Origin of the sequence: Paracoccus sanguinis (genome assembly GCF_012689545.1) — a bacterium.
GTDB lineage: Bacteria > Pseudomonadota > Alphaproteobacteria > Rhodobacterales > Rhodobacteraceae > Paracoccus > Paracoccus panacisoli.
This window is the reverse complement of record NZ_CP051542.1, coordinates 1,139,526-1,156,261: the sequence shown is the minus strand read 5'-3', so window position 1 is coordinate 1,156,261 and position 16,736 is coordinate 1,139,526. Positions and strand designations below refer to the sequence as shown.

The 16,736-nt window shown below is 72.0% G+C and carries 18 protein-coding genes; 10 read left to right on the top strand and 8 right to left on the bottom strand.

Features of this window, described 5'->3' with window-relative positions; translation table 11 throughout:
* Positions 1-20 precede the first annotated feature (20 nt).
* On the top strand, positions 21-1,907 hold the full coding sequence (gene ftsH / locus HGN31_RS05530; RefSeq protein ID WP_168782589.1) for an ATP-dependent zinc metalloprotease FtsH: 1,887 nt from the start codon (positions 21-23) through the stop codon (positions 1,905-1,907).
* A gap of 208 nt (positions 1,908-2,115) precedes the next feature.
* Here the strand turns inward: ftsH and HGN31_RS05525 are convergent, their stop codons facing one another.
* Entirely contained in the window at positions 2,116-2,343 is a 228-nt protein-coding gene (locus tag HGN31_RS05525; RefSeq protein WP_168782588.1) for a hypothetical protein, read from the bottom strand.
* Between the two features lie 105 nt (positions 2,344-2,448).
* On the opposite strand from HGN31_RS05525, the gene HGN31_RS05520 reads away from it, so the two are divergent.
* Together HGN31_RS05520 and folD are read left to right on the top strand one after the other, a co-directional pair.
* Positions 2,449-2,763 (top strand): chorismate mutase, encoded by a 315-nt coding sequence (locus tag HGN31_RS05520; RefSeq protein WP_036711467.1) that lies wholly within the window; start codon positions 2,449-2,451, stop codon positions 2,761-2,763.
* Positions 2,753-3,631 (top strand): bifunctional methylenetetrahydrofolate dehydrogenase/methenyltetrahydrofolate cyclohydrolase FolD, encoded by an 879-nt coding sequence (gene folD, locus HGN31_RS05515; protein ID WP_168782587.1) that lies wholly within the window; start codon positions 2,753-2,755, stop codon positions 3,629-3,631. The genes HGN31_RS05520 and folD overlap by 11 nt, the downstream gene beginning before the upstream one ends.
* A 39-nt stretch (positions 3,632-3,670) precedes the next feature.
* On the opposite strand, the gene HGN31_RS05510 is transcribed toward folD, so the two are convergent.
* Positions 3,671-4,198: a TIGR00645 family protein gene (locus HGN31_RS05510; protein WP_036704900.1), complete on the bottom strand. Its 528-nt coding sequence runs from the start codon at positions 4,196-4,198 to the stop codon at positions 3,671-3,673.
* A gap of 210 nt (positions 4,199-4,408) precedes the next feature.
* Here HGN31_RS05510 and fsa point away from each other — a divergent pair, with 210 nt between their 5' ends.
* Genes fsa through HGN31_RS05495 form a run of 3 tightly spaced genes read left to right on the top strand, consistent with a single transcriptional unit; the run spans position 4,409 to position 6,770 of the window.
* Positions 4,409-5,065: a fructose-6-phosphate aldolase gene (fsa, locus tag HGN31_RS05505; RefSeq protein ID WP_036704902.1), complete on the top strand. Its 657-nt coding sequence runs from the start codon at positions 4,409-4,411 to the stop codon at positions 5,063-5,065.
* Complete coding sequence (locus HGN31_RS05500; protein ID WP_168782586.1) at positions 5,062-5,817, top strand: DUF484 family protein; 756 nt, start codon at positions 5,062-5,064, stop codon at positions 5,815-5,817. Before fsa ends, HGN31_RS05500 begins: the two co-directional genes overlap by 4 nt.
* Complete coding sequence (locus tag HGN31_RS05495; protein WP_168782585.1) at positions 5,814-6,770, top strand: tyrosine recombinase XerC; 957 nt, start codon at positions 5,814-5,816, stop codon at positions 6,768-6,770. Before HGN31_RS05500 ends, HGN31_RS05495 begins: the two co-directional genes overlap by 4 nt.
* Positions 6,771-6,778: 8 nt before the next feature.
* On the opposite strand, the gene HGN31_RS05490 is transcribed toward HGN31_RS05495, so the two are convergent.
* The 6 genes from HGN31_RS05490 to HGN31_RS05465 all read right to left on the bottom strand — a co-directional run bounded on the left by HGN31_RS05490 (position 6,779) and on the right by HGN31_RS05465 (position 12,364).
* Positions 6,779-7,765 (bottom strand): aldose epimerase family protein, encoded by a 987-nt coding sequence (locus HGN31_RS05490; RefSeq protein WP_168782584.1) that lies wholly within the window; start codon positions 7,763-7,765, stop codon positions 6,779-6,781.
* Positions 7,762-8,484, bottom strand: coding sequence for an SDR family oxidoreductase (locus HGN31_RS05485; protein WP_168782583.1), 723 nt, complete (start codon positions 8,482-8,484; stop codon positions 7,762-7,764). The genes HGN31_RS05490 and HGN31_RS05485 overlap by 4 nt, the downstream gene beginning before the upstream one ends.
* Positions 8,481-9,266 carry a GntR family transcriptional regulator gene (locus tag HGN31_RS05480; protein ID WP_168782582.1) on the bottom strand — a complete coding sequence of 262 codons (786 nt, stop codon included), beginning with the start codon at positions 9,264-9,266 and terminating at the stop codon, positions 8,481-8,483. Before HGN31_RS05480 ends, HGN31_RS05485 begins: the two co-directional genes overlap by 4 nt.
* Complete coding sequence (denD, locus tag HGN31_RS05475) at positions 9,263-10,252, bottom strand: D-erythronate dehydrogenase (RefSeq protein ID WP_168782581.1); 990 nt, start codon at positions 10,250-10,252, stop codon at positions 9,263-9,265. Before denD ends, HGN31_RS05480 begins: the two co-directional genes overlap by 4 nt.
* A gap of 64 nt (positions 10,253-10,316) precedes the next feature.
* Entirely contained in the window at positions 10,317-11,456 is a 1,140-nt protein-coding gene (locus HGN31_RS05470; RefSeq protein WP_168782580.1) for a fumarylacetoacetate hydrolase family protein, read from the bottom strand.
* Positions 11,453-12,364: a dihydrodipicolinate synthase family protein gene (locus HGN31_RS05465; RefSeq protein WP_168782579.1), complete on the bottom strand. Its 912-nt coding sequence runs from the start codon at positions 12,362-12,364 to the stop codon at positions 11,453-11,455. Before HGN31_RS05465 ends, HGN31_RS05470 begins: the two co-directional genes overlap by 4 nt.
* A 79-nt stretch (positions 12,365-12,443) precedes the next feature.
* On the opposite strand from HGN31_RS05465, the gene HGN31_RS05460 reads away from it, so the two are divergent.
* The 4 genes from HGN31_RS05460 to HGN31_RS05445 are packed head-to-tail and all read left to right on the top strand — an operon-like array spanning position 12,444 to position 16,716.
* The gene (locus HGN31_RS05460; protein ID WP_168782578.1) at positions 12,444-14,225 is read left to right on the top strand and encodes an IlvD/Edd family dehydratase; all 1,782 of its coding nucleotides are present in this window, start codon (positions 12,444-12,446) and stop codon (positions 14,223-14,225) included.
* 14 nt (positions 14,226-14,239) lie between these two features.
* Positions 14,240-14,974, top strand: coding sequence for an SDR family oxidoreductase (locus HGN31_RS05455; RefSeq protein WP_168782577.1), 735 nt, complete (start codon positions 14,240-14,242; stop codon positions 14,972-14,974).
* Positions 14,974-15,768: an SDR family oxidoreductase gene (locus tag HGN31_RS05450; RefSeq protein ID WP_168782576.1), complete on the top strand. Its 795-nt coding sequence runs from the start codon at positions 14,974-14,976 to the stop codon at positions 15,766-15,768. The genes HGN31_RS05455 and HGN31_RS05450 overlap by 1 nt, the downstream gene beginning before the upstream one ends.
* 9 nt (positions 15,769-15,777) lie before the next feature.
* A complete protein-coding gene (locus HGN31_RS05445; RefSeq protein WP_168782575.1) occupies positions 15,778-16,716 on the top strand; it encodes a 2-hydroxyacid dehydrogenase in 939 nt (312 codons plus the stop codon).
* The last annotated feature ends 20 nt before the right edge of the window (positions 16,717-16,736 follow it).

The following is a 16,736-nucleotide window of genomic DNA, read 5'->3' as shown; positions in this document are numbered from 1 at the left end:
CCCCCGCGGAGGATATGCCCTTGGGCAATGCGCGCAACATCGCCTTCTGGGTGGTCCTGTTCCTGATGATCCTGGCCCTGTTCAACGCCTTCGGCGGTGGCAGCGCGCAGATGAACAGCACCCAGATCAGCTATTCCGAATTCCTCAAGCGCGTCGAGAACGACCAGGTGGTCGCCGCCACCATCGACGGCGAGCAGGTGATCGCCACCGGCAAGGACAACCGCCAGTACGTCACCGTGCGCCCGATGGGCGAGGACATCGCCGACAAGCTGATCGCCAATGACGTGGACGTGCGGGTCGAGCGCCAGCAGCAGTCCGGCTTCGTGTCGCTTCTGGGCGTCTGGCTGCCCTTCATCCTGCTGATCGGCGTCTGGATCTTCATGATGAACCGGATGCAGGGCGGCGGCAAAGGCGGGGCGATGGGCTTCGGCAAGTCCAAGGCCAAGCTGCTGACCGAAAAGCACGGCCGGGTGACCTTCGACGACGTGGCCGGCATCGACGAGGCGAAGGAGGAGCTCGAGGAGATCGTCGAGTTCCTGCGCAACCCGCAGAAGTTCTCGCGCCTCGGCGGCAAGATCCCGAAAGGCGCGCTGCTGGTCGGCCCTCCGGGGACCGGCAAGACGCTGCTCGCCCGCGCCATCGCGGGTGAGGCGGGGGTGCCGTTCTTCACCATCTCGGGCTCGGACTTCGTCGAGATGTTCGTGGGCGTTGGCGCCAGCCGCGTGCGCGACATGTTCGAGCAGGCCAAGAAATCCGCCCCCTGCATCGTCTTCATCGACGAGATTGATGCGGTCGGCCGCGCCCGCGGCGTCGGCATCGGCGGCGGCAATGACGAGCGCGAGCAGACGCTGAACCAGCTTCTGGTCGAGATGGACGGGTTCGAGGCGAACGAGGGGATCATCATCATCGCCGCCACGAACCGGAAGGATGTGCTCGACCCGGCGCTGCTGCGTCCCGGCCGCTTCGACCGGCAGATCCACGTGCCGAACCCCGACATCAAGGGCCGCGAGAAGATCCTGAACGTCCACGCCCGAAAGGTGCCGCAGGGGCCGGACGTCGACCTGCGCCTGATCGCGCGCGGCACGCCGGGCTTCTCGGGGGCGGACCTGATGAACCTCGTGAACGAGGCGGCGCTGATGGCCGCGCGCATCGGTCGGCGCTTCGTCACGATGGAGGATTTCGAGAACGCCAAGGACAAGGTGATGCTCGGCGTCGAGCGCCGCTCGATGGTGCTGACCCCCGAGCAGAAGGAGAAGACCGCCTATCACGAGGCCGGCCACGCCATCGTCGGCCTCTCGCTGCCGAAGTGTGACCCCGTTTACAAGGCCACGATCATCCCGCGCGGCGGCGCGCTGGGGATGGTGGTCAGCCTGCCCGAGATGGACCGGCTGAACTACCACAAGGACGAGGCCAAGCAGAAGATCACTATGACGATGGCCGGCAAGGCGGCCGAGATCATCAAGTATGGCGAAGAGGGCGTCTCGAACGGCCCGGCCGGCGACATCCAGCAGGCCAGCGCGCTGGCCCGCGCGATGGTCATGCGCTGGGGGATGTCGGACAAGGTCGGCGCGGTGGACTATGCCGAGGCGCACGAGGGCTACTCGGGCAACACCGGCGGCTTCTCGGTCTCGGCCAAGACCAAGGAGATGATCGAGGAAGAGGTCCGCGAGCTGATCGAGGAGGGCTATCAGGAGGCCCGCCGCATCCTCATCGAGAAGGAAGAGCAGTTCGAGCGGCTGGCCAAGGGTCTGCTGGAATACGAGACCCTGACCGGCGAAGAGATCGGCAAGGTCATCCGCGGCGAGGCGCTGGGCGGCGACGACGACACCCCGCCCTCGGCGATCCCCTCGGTCCCCGCGATCCCGCGGGTGCCCCCGGCGGGTCAGGCGCCGGTGCCGACGGCCTGAGCTGTGTGAGAGGTTTGGAAAAGCCCCGGTTCGCGCCGGGGCTTTTTGCTGTGGTGGCGCGGGGGCGGGCTCCCCATCCAAACTGAGGACTAGTGTGCTGTTCGGCGGTGCGCCACTCAGTGCCCGGTCGTGGGTCAGGGGCCTGGCGCCACGGGATGCGGTAACGCCCGGTTCATAGACGAGGCGCTGCGCGCCACCTCGCGCCGCGTCAGGCGAGGCGCGCCGCGTAGCGGTCCCGCACCACGCGGCTGATGAAGGTCGAAAGCCCCTCGCCGGCGCGGGCGAGGCGCGCCATGTGGTCGAAGTTGGCCTGACCCACCGACAGCACCGTGTAGCGGTAGATCGCCCCGCTCTTGAACCGCACGTCGATATGCGCGGGGCCGAGCGTGTAGGCCGCGACCCCCGAGGGGCCCTGCGGATCGGCATAGGGTGTCATCGGACCTCCGGCATGAGGGCCAAGGCTCCGCCACGGGGGCGGGCGGGTCAAGCCGCCACCCGCGCCCCCTTGCACAGCCGCCCGCCGCGGGGCAATGACCCCGCCATGACCGACCGGCCCGATCCCGCCTCGCTGCCCGACATGGATGCGCTGCGCGCCGCCATCGACGCGCTCGACCGCGAGATGGCCGCGCTGCTCGGCCGCCGCACCCGGCTGATCGACCGCGCCGCCGAGATCAAGGCCGCCGCCGGCCTGCCCGCCCGCATCGGCGCGCGGGTCGAGGAGGTCGCCGCCAACGCCCGCCGCAACGCCGCGGCCGAGGGCGTCGACCCGGACCTGGCCGAGGCGCTGTGGCGGGTCATGATGGAGCATTTCATCGCGCAAGAGGCGCGCGCGCTGGGGGAAACCGATGACCGCTGAGCTGATCGACGGAAAGGCCTTCGCCGCCGGGCTGCGCGCCCGCATCGCGGCCGAGGTGGCGGCGATGAAGGCCGCGCACGGCATCACCCCCGGCCTCGCCGTGGTGCTGGTCGGCGACGATCCGGCCTCGGGCGTCTATGTCCGGGCCAAGGGCAAGGCCACCGCCGAGGTGGGGATGCAGGGGTTCCAGCACCGCCTGCCCGCCGACACGGCCGAGGCCGACCTGCTAACGCTGATCGCGCGGCTGAACGACGACCCGGCGGTCAACGGCATCCTCGTCCAGTTGCCGCTGCCGAAGCACATGGACGAGGCCGCGGTGATCAACGCCATCGCGCCCGAGAAGGACGTGGACGGCTTCACGGTGCTCAACGCCGGGCGGCTGGCGACGGGGCAGAAGGCGATGGTGCCCTGCACGCCGCTGGGGTGCCTGATGCTGCTGCGCGACCGGCTCGGGTCGCTGGCGGGCCGCGACGCGCTGGTGATCGGGCGCTCGAACATCGTCGGCAAGCCGATGGCGCAGCTGCTCACCGCCGACAGCGCCACGGTGACGGTGGCCCATTCGCGCACCCGCGACCTGCCCGACCTCTGCCGGCGGGCCGAGATCGTCGTGGCCGCCGTGGGCCGGCCCCGCTTCGTGCAGGGCGACTGGCTGAGGCCCGGCGCCACCGTGATCGACGTGGGGATCAACCGGACCGAGGACGGGCTGGTGGGCGACGTGGACTTCGAGAGCGCCCGCGCGGTCGCCGGCGCCATCACCCCGGTGCCGGGCGGGGTCGGGCCGATGACCATCGCCTGCCTGCTGGCCAACACGCTGACCGCGACGGCGCGGGTCCACGGCCTGCCCGACCCGCAGGGGCTCACGCCGTAAGGCGCGTCACCAGCGTGGGCGCCCATGCGCCCGCGCGCCTCACGCCCCGCCGTATTTCTTGCCGCTGCGGGCGATCAGCCAGTCCATCGCCGCCATGAGCAGCCCCGAGACCACGAACACCACGTGGATGATGACCAGCCAGCGCAGCTCGCGGTCGCCCAGCGGGGTGATGCCGGGGCGCCCGAGCTCCATGAACCGCTTGAGCAGGTCGATGGCCGAGATCGCCACGATCGAGGCGATCAGCTTCATCTTCAGCCCCGAGAAATCGACCGTGCCCATCCACGACGGCCGCTCGTGCTGCGCGTCGAGGTCGAGCTTCGAGACGAAGTTCTCGTACCCCGAGAAGATCACGATCAGCAGCAGGTTGGCCGCCAGCGTCAGGTCGATGAGCGAGAGCGAGGCGAGGATCGCCGTCTCGGCGCTCATCGTCAGGGCCTGCGGCACGTAATAGGCGACCTGGCGCAGGAACACGATCACCATCATCACCAGCGCGCCGATCAGCCCGAGATACATCGGCGCCATCAGCCAGCGGGTGGCAAAGAGCGCGCGCTCGAACTTCTGTTCCATCGGGGTCCTCGTCGGGGTGGCTGGATCGGCGGCCGCATAGACCGGCGGGCGGGCGTCGGGCAAGGGGGCAGGGTATGTGCGGTGCGACCCGTGCGGGGCATAGGCACCCACGGCCCGGAAAGCCCCCCGCAGCCCTTCGGGCTTTCCGCATCCGCCGTTCTGCGGTAAACCCGCGCCGACGCCCCCTTTCGCCGCAGAAGGCCCCTCGCCATGAGATTTTTCGTTGACACCGCCGACATCGCCGCGATCCGAGAGCTGCACGAGCTGGGGATGGTGGACGGGGTCACCACGAACCCCTCGCTGATCCTCAAGTCCGGGCGCGACATCGCCGAGGTCACCAAGGAGATCTGCGATCTCGTCCCCGGGCCGGTCTCGGCCGAGGTCGTCTCGGAAAAGGCCGAGGACATGATCCGCGAGGGCAAGCACCTCGCCCAGATCGCCCCCAACGTCACCGTCAAGGTGCCGCTGACCTGGGACGGGCTCAAGGCCTGCAAGGCGCTGACCGACGACGGCCACATGGTCAACGTCACGCTGTGCTTCACCCCCGCGCAGGCGATCCTCGCGGCCAAGGCGGGGGCCACGTTCATCTCGCCCTTCATCGGCCGGCTGGACGACATCGGCCTCGACGGGATGGAGCTGATCGCCGACATCCGCACGATCTACGACAACTACGGGTATGAGACGAACCTGCTCGCCGCCTCGATCCGCTCGGTCAACCACATCATCGAATGTGCCCGCATCGGCGCCGACGTGATCACCGCCCCGCCCGCGGTCATCAAGGCGATGGCGAACCACGTGCTGACCGACAAGGGGCTGGAGCAGTTCAACGCCGACTGGGCCAAGACCGGCCAGAAGATCGGCGCATGACCGGCGAGGCCGAGGGCCAGCCCGAGGGCGCGGCTGTGGTGGCGGCCGCAACCCCGGCCGAGGGCGACGCCGCGCTCTCGCCCGAGACCCGCGCCCGGCTGCTGGCCGAGCCGGGGCTGATCCTCGCCGACCGCGAGCTGATGCGCGCCCTCGTCGCCGCGCGCGAGGCCGAGCAGGGCGCCAACGTCATCGACATCCGCGGCCGCGCGATGGAGGCGCTCGAGTATCGGCTCGACCGGCTCGAGAGCGCCCATGAAAGCGTGATCTCGGCCGCCTACGAGAACCAGTCCGGCACCCAGGTCATCCACCGCGCGGTGCTGGCGCTGATCGAGCCGATGGACTTCGCCGGCTTCCTCGAGACGCTCGACAGCGACGTGGCGCCGATCCTGCGGGTCGAGACCCTGCGGCTGGTGATGGAGGGGGCCGAAGGCACCGCCCCCAGCGCCGACACCGGCCCGCTGGTGGTCGCCCCCGAGGGCAGCGTGGCGCGGATGATCGCGGCCGGGCGGCGCGCCCCGCGCGGCGACGACATCATCCTGCGGCGCGCGAGCGGCGAGACGCGGGCCGTCCACGGCACCGAGGTAGCGTCCGAGGCGCTCTTGCCGCTCGACCTCGGCGCCGGTCGCCGCCCGGCGCTGCTGGTCATGGGCTCGCTCGACCCGACGCGGTTCTCGCCGGCGCAAGGCACCGACCTGCTGCGGTTCTTCGCGCAGGTGTTCCGGCTGGTGCTGATCGGCTGGCTTCGGGAATGAGCCGGGCGCCGGCCCCGTCGGCGCCCCTCACCCCGCTGGCCCTCGCGCCGGCGATGGCCGATGCGCTGGCGCGCTGGCTCGAGGGTGAGCGCAGCACCCGGGGCCGGGCCGCGCACACCATCACCGCCTATCAGGGCGACCTGCTGGCGTTCCTCGCCTTTCTCGGCGGCTATCACGGCACCCCGGCGCTGCCCGCGACGCTTGCCGACCTGACCCAGACCGACCTGCGCGCCTTCGCCGCCGACGAGCGCGCCCGCGGCCTCTCGCCCCGCAGCCTTGCCCGCCGGCTCTCGGCGGTGCGGGGGTTCCTGCGCTGGATGTCGGACCGCGAGGGGTTCGACGCCTCGCGCGCGCTGTCGGCCCGCGGTCCGCGCTACCGGCGCAGCCTGCCGCGGCCCATCGCCCCGGCGCAGGCGCGTGCGGTGCTGGACCTCGCCGGCGCGCAGCACCCGACGCCGTGGATCGCGGCGCGGGATGCGGCGGTGCTGACGCTGCTCTACGGGCTGGGCCTGCGGATTTCCGAGGCGCTGGCGCTCGACGGGCAGGACTGGCCGTTTGCCGAGGCGCTGCGGGTCCGCGGCAAGGGCGGGAAAGAGCGGGTGGTGCCGGTGCTGCCCGCGGCGCGGGCGGCGGTGGACGAATACCTGCGCCTCGCGCCCTTCGCGCCGCAGAGGGACGAGCCCCTGTTCCGCGGTGCCCGCGGTGGGCGGCTTGCGCCGGGGCAGGTGCAGGGGGCGATGGCGGCGCTGCGGCAGGCGCTCGGCCTGCCCGAGACGGCGACGCCACACGCGCTGCGGCACAGCTTTGCCACCCATCTGCTGGCGGCCGGGGGCGATCTCAGGACCATCCAGCAACTTCTGGGCCACGCGCGGCTCTCGACGACGCAGGTCTATACCGGCGTCGATGACGCGCGGCTGGTGGCCGTCCACCGCGCTGCGCACCCGCGGGCGTGACGCGGGCCTCAGGCGGGCCGCGGGAACACCCAGACCATCCGGTGGCGATAGACCGCGCCGGGCCGCAGGATCGCCGAGGGGAAATCGGCCCGGTTCGGCGCATCAGGCCAGGCCCCCGGCTCAAGGCAGACCGCCCCCCAGCGCCGCGCCATCCCGCCGCCTTGCAGTGCCACCCCGGCCAGCCCGTTGCCGGTATAGACCTGCATCCCCGGCGCGTCCGTCCACAGCACCATCCGCCGCCCCGAGCGCGGGTGCGCCAGCGTTGCCGCGGCGCGCAGCCCGTGCCCGTCGAGCGCGAGGCAATGGTCGATCCCGCCCATCGCCGCGATCTGCGGATGCGGGGCCGCCAGCCGCTCGCCCAGCCGCGCTGGGGTGCGCAGGTCGAAGGGCGTGCCCGCGACCGGCGCGGGCGCCTCGGGCAGGGGGATCGCCGCGGGCGTGACCGGCAGATAGCGCCGCGCGGCGACGCCGAGGCGGTGGTCCTCGATCGTCTCGTCGCCGCCCGCAAGGTTGAGATAGGCGTGGTTGGTCAGGCTCACCGGGGTCGCCCGGTCGGTCGTCGCGGTGAGGGTGAGCGCGAGCCGCACCCCCGCGGCATCCTCGCTCAGCGCATAGGCAGCCTCGGCCGTGAGGCGTCCGGGAAAGCCCTGATCGCCGTCCGGGCTGGACAGGCGCAGCGTCACCCCGCGCGGCGCGGACGCCGCCACCTGCCAGTCGCGGGCATCTAACCCCTCGGCCCCGCCGTGCAGGCAGTTCGGCCCGTCGTTGGCGCTGAGCCTGTGGGTCGCGCCGTCGAGCGCGAAGGCCGCCCCGGCGATCCGGTTGGCATAGCGCCCCACCGTGACGCCCATGTAGGGGCCGCCGCCGCGCGTGGCGGGGGACAGCAGCACGTCCGCCAGCCGCCCGGCGCGGTCGGGCAGCACCAGCGCCGTGAGCGTCGCGCCCAGCGGGTCGATCCCGGCCCAGACCCCCGAGGGCAGGGCCAGCCGGATCAATAGGTGGCCCGCCCGCCCGACAGGTCGAACACCGCGCCGGTGGAAAAGGCGCAGTCCTCGGACGAGAGCCAGGCGACCATCGCGGCGGCCTCGGCGGGTTCCAGAAACCGCTTCATCGGGATCTTCGACAGCATATAGTCGATGTGCTGAGGGCTCATCTGGTCGAAGATCGGCGTGCGCGCCGCGGCGGGCGTGACGCAGTTCACCAGCACGCCGGTCTCGGCCAACTCCTTGCCCAGCGACTTCGTGAGCGCGATCACCCCGGCCTTCGAGGCCGAGTAATGCGCGGCGTTCGGGTTCCCCTCCTTCGCCGCGACCGAGGCGATGTTGACGATCCGCCCGTAGCCGCGACTGACCATCCCGGGCACCAGCGCGCGGCAGGTCAGGTAGGGGGCGGTCAGGTTCACCTCCATCACCCGGCGCCAGATGTCGGGCGCGATCTCCCACGTGGGCGCGTTGCCGCCGGTGATGCCGGCGTTGTTCACGAGGATATCGACCGCGCCCGCAGCGCCCGCGGCGGCGGTGACGGCGGCCTCGTCGGTCAGGTCCAGCCGGCGGGCGGTGGCGCCGAGGACGTCGGCCGTGGGGGTGGCGTCCTGCACGTCCCAGATCTCGACGCGGGCGCCGCTGGCGACGAGGCGCTCGGCGATGGCGCGGCCCAACCCTTGCGCGCCGCCGGTGACGACGGCGCGGCGGCCGTCGAGGTCGATGCGGTTCATGTCGTCTCGCTTTCCTCTGCGGGGGCGGGGCGGTCGACGGGGCGCGGGTCGGGGCGCGCCGGCATCCCCGGCCCCAGCACCTGCGTCAGAAGCGCGAGCTGGTCGCGGTCGGCCCGCGCCCGGTGGGCGAGGTGGGCGGCGTGCGCGGCCTCGGCGTCGCCCGCGAGCACCGCCTCAAGGATCACCCGATGCTCGCGGTTCGAATCCTCGGGCAGCGGCCGGTGCGGCAGGATCAGCCGCCGGCCGCGGTACTGCTGCCCCCAGTATTCCCCGATCGACCTGAGCAGCCGGGCGTTGCCGCAGAGCCCCACCAGCGTCGAGTGGAAGTCGTCGTCGAGGTCCGACCAGCGGGCGATGTCCCCGGCCTCGGTCGCGCGCTCCATCCGCTGGACGAGCTGGGTCAGCCGGGCGGCGTCGGCGGGCGCGGGGGGATGGGCCGCGGCCAGCGCCACGGCGCGGACCTCGAGCGCCGAGAACACGTCGAGGATGTCGCGGAAATCGCTCACCGTCAGGTCGATGACCGTGACCCCGTGGCGGGGGCGGATCAGCACCAGCCCCTCTTCGGCCAGCCGGATCAGCGCCTCGCGCACCGGGGTCCGCGACAGGCCCAGAAGCGCCGCGATCTCGGTCTCGAGCAGCGTCGTGCCGGGGGCGAGGCGGCCGTTCAGGATGCGGTAGCGCAGGTCCAGATAGGCGCGGTCGCGGGCGTTCAGCCCGCCCGCGCCGGGCGGCAGCGGGCGGGGCCGCGCGGCCCGGAAGGGCGGGGCGCCGGTGGCGTTCATCCCTGCGGTCCCCCGGCGGCAGCGGCGTCGGTGTCGCGGATATGGGCGCGGATCACGTCGTCGAAATCCGTGTCGGCGGTGAACCCGAGGGCGGCCGCGCGGGTCGCGTCGAAGCGCCGCGGCCAGCCGGCGACGATCCCGCGGATGGTGGCGTCGGGCTGGCGGCGGATGCGGGCCACCGCCTCGGGCCCGGCGACGCGGCCGAGGGCCGCGATCATCTCGCCCACGGTGATCGCGAGGCCGGGCATGGTCAGGCAGCGCCGCGCGCCGAGGGCGCCGGTGTCCATGGTCGCGGCATGGATCAGGAACCCGGTCGCCGAGGCGGGCGAGGCCATCCAGTGCAGCACCTCGTCCTCAACCGGCAGGATCGCCTCGAGCCCGGCCAGCGGCTCGCGGATGATGCCCGAGAAGAACCCCGAGGCCGCCTTGTTCGCCGCGCCGGGGCGTACAACGATGGTCGGCAGGCGGATGCCCACCCCGTCGAAGATGCCGCGGCGGGAATAGTCGTTGAGCAGCAGCTCACCGATCATCTTCTGGGTGCCGTAGCTGGTCATCGGCGCGGTCAGGAACTCGTCGCCGATGGCCTCGGGGAAGGGCGCCCCGAAGACGGCGATCGAGGATGTATACACAACCCGCGGGTGGTAGTCGCCGAGCGCGCGGATCGCCTCGAACACCAGCCGGGTGCCGTCCAGGTTGATGCGGTAGCCCTTGTCGAAATCCGCCTCGGCCTCGCCCGAGACGATGGCGGCGAGGTGGAAGATCACCTCCGGCCGCTCGGCTACCAGCGCGGTCACGGTGGCTTCGTCGGCGATGTCACCGGTGCGCACGGTGATCGCGGTGCGGTCGGACCCGGTGGTGGTGGCGGGCACCACGTCGAAGAGCGTCACCTCCTCGACCGGCGTGCCGCCGAGGCTGCCGTCGGCCACCAGGCGGGCGGCGAGGTTGCGGCCGACCATGCCCGCCCCGCCCAGGATCAGAACCCTCATGCCGCGTCCCCCCTCGCTTGCTGATGTATACATTGCCAAGCGCCGTGAAACGGATCAAGGGGCGTCAGGGGCCGACCAGTCCGCGCCCCGCAAGGTTGCGCATCAGCGCCGCCGCCCCGAACCGCCACGGCGGGCATTCGGTCGACAGCCGCACGGTGTTGGTCAGCGCCCCGAGCGCCGGTTCGCTGATCGTCACCACGTCGCCCGGATGGTGGGTGAAGCCCTGCCCGGGCGCGTCGCGGTCCTGCGTCGGGGCGAAGAGCGTGCCGAGATACAGCATGAACCCGTCGGGATACTGGTGGTGCGGCCCCACCGCCTGCGCCACCAGATCGGCCGGATCGCGGCTGATCTGGTCCATCGAGGATCGCCCGTCGAGCACGAACCCGTCCGCCCCCTCGACCCGCAGCGTCAGCTCGGCCCGGCGCACGTCGTCGAGCCCGTAGCTCGCGTCAAAGAGCCGGATGAACGGCCCGATGGCGGCCGAGGCATTGTTGTCCTTGGCCTTGCCGAGCAGCAGCGCCGAGCGCCCCTCGACGTCGCGCAGGTTCACGTCATTGCCGAGCGTCGCGCCCTTGATCCGGCCGCGCGAATCGACGGCCAGCACGATTTCCGGCTCGGGGTTGTTCCAGCGGCTGATCGGGTGCAGCCCGACCTCGGCCCCCCAGCCGACCGAGGCCATCGGCTGGCACTTGGTGAAGATTTCCGCGTCCGGGCCGATCCCGACCTCGAGATACTGCGACCAGAGCCCCTCGGCCTTGAGGATGCGGGCGACCTCGGCGGCGCGGTCCGAGCCCGGCACGATGCCGCGCAGATTGGCCCCGATGGCCGCGCCGATGCGGTCGCGGATACCGGCGGCGAGGTCAGGGTCGCCCGCCGCCTGTTCCTCGATCACCCGCTCGACCATCGAGGCGGCGAAGGTCACCCCCGAGGCCTTGATCGCCTGCAGGTCGGCGGGCGAGAGCAGCCGCGCCGCGTCCTCGCCCCCCGTGGTCACGGTGAAATCGGCCAGCGCGCCGATGTCCTCGCCCGCCTGTGCGGCGATCCACCCCGTGGGGTCGTCCATCTCGAGCAGGTCGCGCATCGTGGGCGCGGCGGGGGCAGTCACGTCCACCAGCCGCCCGTCCCGGTGCACCACCAGCGCCGGGCCGATCCCGGGCCGCCAGACGCGGCCGACGAACATCCCCTCGGGCGGAAGCGGCATCATCTCCCCCATCTCAGCACCACCGGGTCGAGCCGCCGCGCGAGGTCGATGGCCATCGCCCGCGTCGCCGGGTGCAGGGGCGGGATCGGGTGGCGGCAGGCGTCCGAGCCGATCACGCCCCCCTCGACCATCAGCGCCTTGGCGGCGCGGAAACCGCATTGTCGGTTCTCGTGGTTCACGAAGGGCAGGATGCGGGCATAGGCATCCGTCGCGCCCTCACGGTCGCCCGCGGCCCAGAGGTCCAGTACCGGCCTGATCTGGTCCACGATCGAGGCCGAGGTCATCGAACCCGTCGCGCCCGCGTCGAGGTCGGCCAGCAGCGTGATCGCCTCTTCTCCGTCCATCGGCGCCTCTATGGCCGCGCCGCCTTCGGCGATCAGCGCGCGCAGCTTGGCCGCGGCCTGCAGGGATTCGATCTTGAAGAGCTTCACCATCTCGATCTCGCGCGCCATCCGCACCAGCAGCGGCACGGTCAGCTCGACCCCCGACATCGGCGCGTCCTGCACCATGATGGGGATGCCGACCTCGCCCACCGCGGCGAATTGCTCGAAGGTCTGGTCGGGCGTGCCGCGCAGCGTGGCGCCGTGATAGGGCGCCATCATCATCACCGCCGCCGCCCCTTGCGCCCTGGCGCGGCGGGCGCGCTCGACCGCGATCCTCGTGGCGAAATGGCTGATCGTGACGATCACCGGCACCCGCCCCGCGACGTGGTCGAGCGACAGGCGCGTCAGCGTCTCGCGCTCGTCATCGGCCAGCAGGAACTGTTCCGAGAAGTTGGCGAGGATGCAGATCCCCGTCGCGCCCTGGTCGATGATGCAGTCGAGCACCCGCGTCATGCCGTCAAGGTCGAGCGTCCCGTCCGCGTGAAACGGCGTCGGCGCCACCGGCCAGATGCCTTCCCAACCCGCCATCTGCGCGCCCTCCCCGCCGCTTGCGTCGCGGGGATTATGGTATACCATCCGGGCAGCAGCAAGCCGTGGAAGGTGGCCCATGTCCGACACCCGCGCCAACAAGCGCTTTCGCAGCCAGGAATGGTTCGACAACCCGAACAACCCGGGCATGACGGCGCTGTATCTCGAGCGCTACCAGAACAGCACCTACACGCGCGAGGAACTGACCAGCGAAAAGCCGATCATCGGCATCGCCCAGACCGGCAGCGACATTGCGCCCTGCAACAAGATCCACGTCTTCCTGATGGACCGCATCAAGGAAGGCATCCGCGCCGCCGGCGGCGTCCCGATGGAGTTTCCGGTCCACCCGATCCAGGAGACCGGCAAGCGCCCGACCGCCGCGCTCGACCGCAACCTCGCCTATCTGGGGCTGGTCGAGGTGCTGCACGGCTATCCGCTGGACGGGGTGGTGCTGACCACCGGCTGCGACAAGACCACGCCCGCCATGCTGATGGGGGCGGCGACCGTGGACCTGCCGGCGATCACGCTCAACGGCGGGCCGATGCTCGACGGCTGGTGGCAGGGCAAGCGCGCCGGCTCGGGCACCATCGTCTGGGAAAGCCGGCGGCTGCTTTCCGAAGGCAAGATCGACTACCCCGAGTTCATCGAGCGGGTCTGCGCCTCGGCCCCGTCGCTTGGGCATTGCAACACGATGGGCACGGCCAGCACCATGAACGCCATGGCCGAGGCGCTGGGGATGAGCCTGCCGGGCTGCTCGGCCATTCCCGCGCCGTTCCGCGAGCGGATGGCGATGGCCTATGAGACCGGCAAGCGCATCGTCCAGATGGTGCTCGACGACCTCAAGCCCTCGGACATCCTGACCCGCGCGGCCTTCGAAAACGCGATCCGGGTCAACACGGCCATCGGCGGCTCGACCAACGCGCCGCCGCATCTGCAGGCCGTGGCCCGCCACGCCGGGGTCGAACTCGACGTGCAGGACTGGGAGACGGTGGGCTTCGAGCTGCCGCTGCTCGTCAACATGCAGCCCGCGGGCGAATACCTGGGCGAGAGCTTCTTCCGCGCCGGTGGCGTCGCCGCGGTGATGGGTGAGCTGCTTCAGGCGGGGCTGCTCAACGAGGGCGCGATGACAGTCACCGGCCGGACGGCGGGCGAGAACGTCGCCGCGATCCGCTCGACCGACCGGGCGGTGATCCGGCCGGTCAGCGATCCGCTGCGCGAGCGGGCCGGGTTCCTCGTCCTCTCGGGCAATCTGTTCGATTCGGCGCTGATGAAGACCAGCGTGATTTCGGCCGATTTCCGGCAGCGTTTCCTGTCCGAGCCGGGGCACGAGGGGGTGTTCGAGGCCCGCGCCATCGTCTTCGAGGGCCCCGAGGACTACCACGCACGGATCAACGACGCGGCGCTCGGCATCGACGAGCACTGCATCCTCTTCATCCGCAACGTGGGCTGCGTCGGCTATCCGGGCAGCGCCGAGGTGGTGAACATGCAGCCGCCGGACGCGATGATCCGGCAGGGGATCAACCACATGCCGACCGTCGGCGACGGGCGGCAGTCGGGAACGTCGGAAAGCCCCTCGATCCTCAACGCCTCGCCCGAGGCGGCGGTGGGGGGCGGGCTGGCGCTGCTCGAGACCGGCGACCGGGTGCGGCTGGACCTGAACGCCCGGCGGCTCGATGCGCTGGTCGATGCGGACGAGTGGGCGGCGCGGCGCGCGGCGTGGACGCCGCCGGAGCTGGTCAACCAGACCCCGTGGGAGGAGATCTACCGCAAGGAGGTCGGGCAGCTTGCACAGGGCGGCTGCCTCGAGCTGGCGACGGCCTATCAGCGGGTGGTCAGGACGCTGCCGCGCGATAACCACTGACGGGGGGCCACGGGATGGCGAACGGGATCATCATCACCGGCGCGGGCAGCGGCATCGGCCGGGTCACAGCGCGGCGCTTCCTCGACGCCGGCTGGCGGGTCGGGCTGATCGGCCGGCGCGAGGAGGCGCTGCGCGAGACGGCCGGCGACAGCGGCGCGCTGGTCCTGCCCTGCGACGTCTGCGACGCGGGTGCGGTGGACGCGGCCTTCGACCGCGCGGCGGCGGACTGGGGGCGGGTGGACGTTCTCTTCAACAACGCCGGGACCGGGCTGGTCGCCCAGACCCCCGACGAAGTTGCCCCCGACGAGTTCCGCCGGGTGATCGAGGTCAACGTCACCGGCGTCTTCCTGTGCGCCCGCGCGGCCTTCCGCATCATGCGGGCGCAATCGCCGCAGGGCGGGCGGATCATCAACAACGGCTCGGTCTCGGCCCACGCGCCGCGGCCCGGCTCGATCGGCTACACGACCTCGAAACACGCGGTGACGGGGATCACGCGGTCGATCAGCCTCGACGGGCGGCCCTACAACATCGCCTGCGGGCAGATCGACATCGGCAACGCGCTGACCGAGATGGCGGTGCCGATGACCAAAGGGGTTCCGCAGGCGGACGGCTCGACGCGGATCGAGCCGGTGATGGACGCGATGGCGGTGGCCGACACGGTGCTGCACATGGCGTCGCTGCCCGAGGGGGCGAACGTGCAGTTCGTGACGGTGATGGCGACGAACATGCCGTTCATCGGCCGCGGCTGATGGGCGCCCCGGCCGAGGCGCTGCCGCAGGGGCTGTCGCTCTTCGACCTCAGCGGGCGGCGGGCGCTGGTCACCGGCGCCTCGCAGGGGATCGGGCTGGCGTTGGCGCGCGGGCTGGCCGCCGCCGGCGCCGCGGTGGTGCTGAACGCCCGCGACGCGGCCCGCCTCGACGCCGCGGCGGAGGGGCTGGCGGCGGCGGGTTTCGAGGTCGCCACGCTGCCCTTCGACGTGACCGACCATGCCGCCACCCGCGCCGCGGTGGACGGGTTCGAGGCGCGCGTCGGCCCCATCGACATCCTGATCAACAACGCGGGCCAGCAGCATTGCGGCCCGCTCGAGACGTTTCCCGACGATGCCTTCCAGCGCCTGTTGCAGGTCAATGTGGCGAGCGTCTTCAACGTGGCGCAGGCCTGCGCGCGGCACATGATCGCGCGGGGGCGGGGGCATATCGTCAACATCTGCTCGGTGCAGTCGGCGCTCGCCCGGCCGGGCATCGCGCCCTACACCGCGACCAAGGGGGCGGTGGCGAACCTGACCAAGGGGATGGCCGCCGACTGGGCGCGGCACGGGCTGAACTGCAACGGCCTCGCGCCCGGGTATTTCGAGACGCCGCTCAACGCCGCGCTGGTCGCCGATCCGGCGTTCAGCGACTGGCTGGCCCGCCGCACCCCCGCCGGCCGCTGGGGCCGGGTCGAGGAGCTGGTCGGCGCGGCGGTGTTCCTGTCGTCGGACGCTGCGTCCTTCGTCAACGGCACGGTGATATACGTGGATGGCGGCATCACCGCCGCGTTGTAAGGATTGGGCATGACCGGGATTCTCGCCATCGGCCGCTACACCGACACCGACCGCGACGCGCTGGCGGCGATGGGGGCGCGGGCGCTGCCCGACCCGGACGCGCTGGCCGGTCTGGACGCGGCCGCGCGCGCGGCGGTGCGCGGGGTGGCCTATGCCGGGCACGCGCCCTTCGGCGGGGCCGAGATGGACCTGCTGCCAGGGCTGCGGGTGATCGCCAACTTCGGCGTGGGCTACGACGCCATCGACGTGGCGGCGGCACGCGCGCGCGGCATCACCGTGACCAACACCCCCGAGGTGCTGAACGACGACGTGGCCGACCTCGCCGTGGGGATGTGGATCGCGCTGCTGCGCGGGTTCGAGCCGGGCATCGCCGCGGTGCGCTCGGGCCGCTGGGCCGCGGAGGGCGGGCCGCCTCTGGCGCGCAAGGCCTCGGGGCGGACGGTCGGCATCCTCGGGCTCGGGCGGATCGGGCGCGAGATCGCCGACCGGCTGACGGCCTTCAAGTGCCCGGTCCACTACTGGTCGCGCCATCCGAAAGAGACGCCGCCGGGCTGGACCGCGCACCCTGACCCGCTGGCGCTGGCCCGCGCGGTCGACGACCTGTTCGTGATCGTGGTCGGCGGCCCGGACACCGAGGGGATGGTGTCGGCGGCGATCATCGACGCGCTCGGCCCCGAGGGGGTGCTGGTCAACGTCTCGCGCGGCAGCGTGGTGGACGAGGGCGCCCTGACCCGGGCGCTGGCCGAGGGGCGGCTGGGGGGTGCGGCGCTCGATGTGTTCCGCGGCGAACCGGCGGTGGACCCGGACCTCGCGCGGCTCGGCAACCTGCTGCCGCTGCCGCATATCGGCTCGGCCACGGTCGAGACGCGGGCCGCGATGGGGGCGCTGCAGCGGCGCAACCTCGCCGCCGTCCTCGCCGGACGGCCCCCCGAAACGCCGGTCAACTGACCGGCCCCGACAGGCGAGGC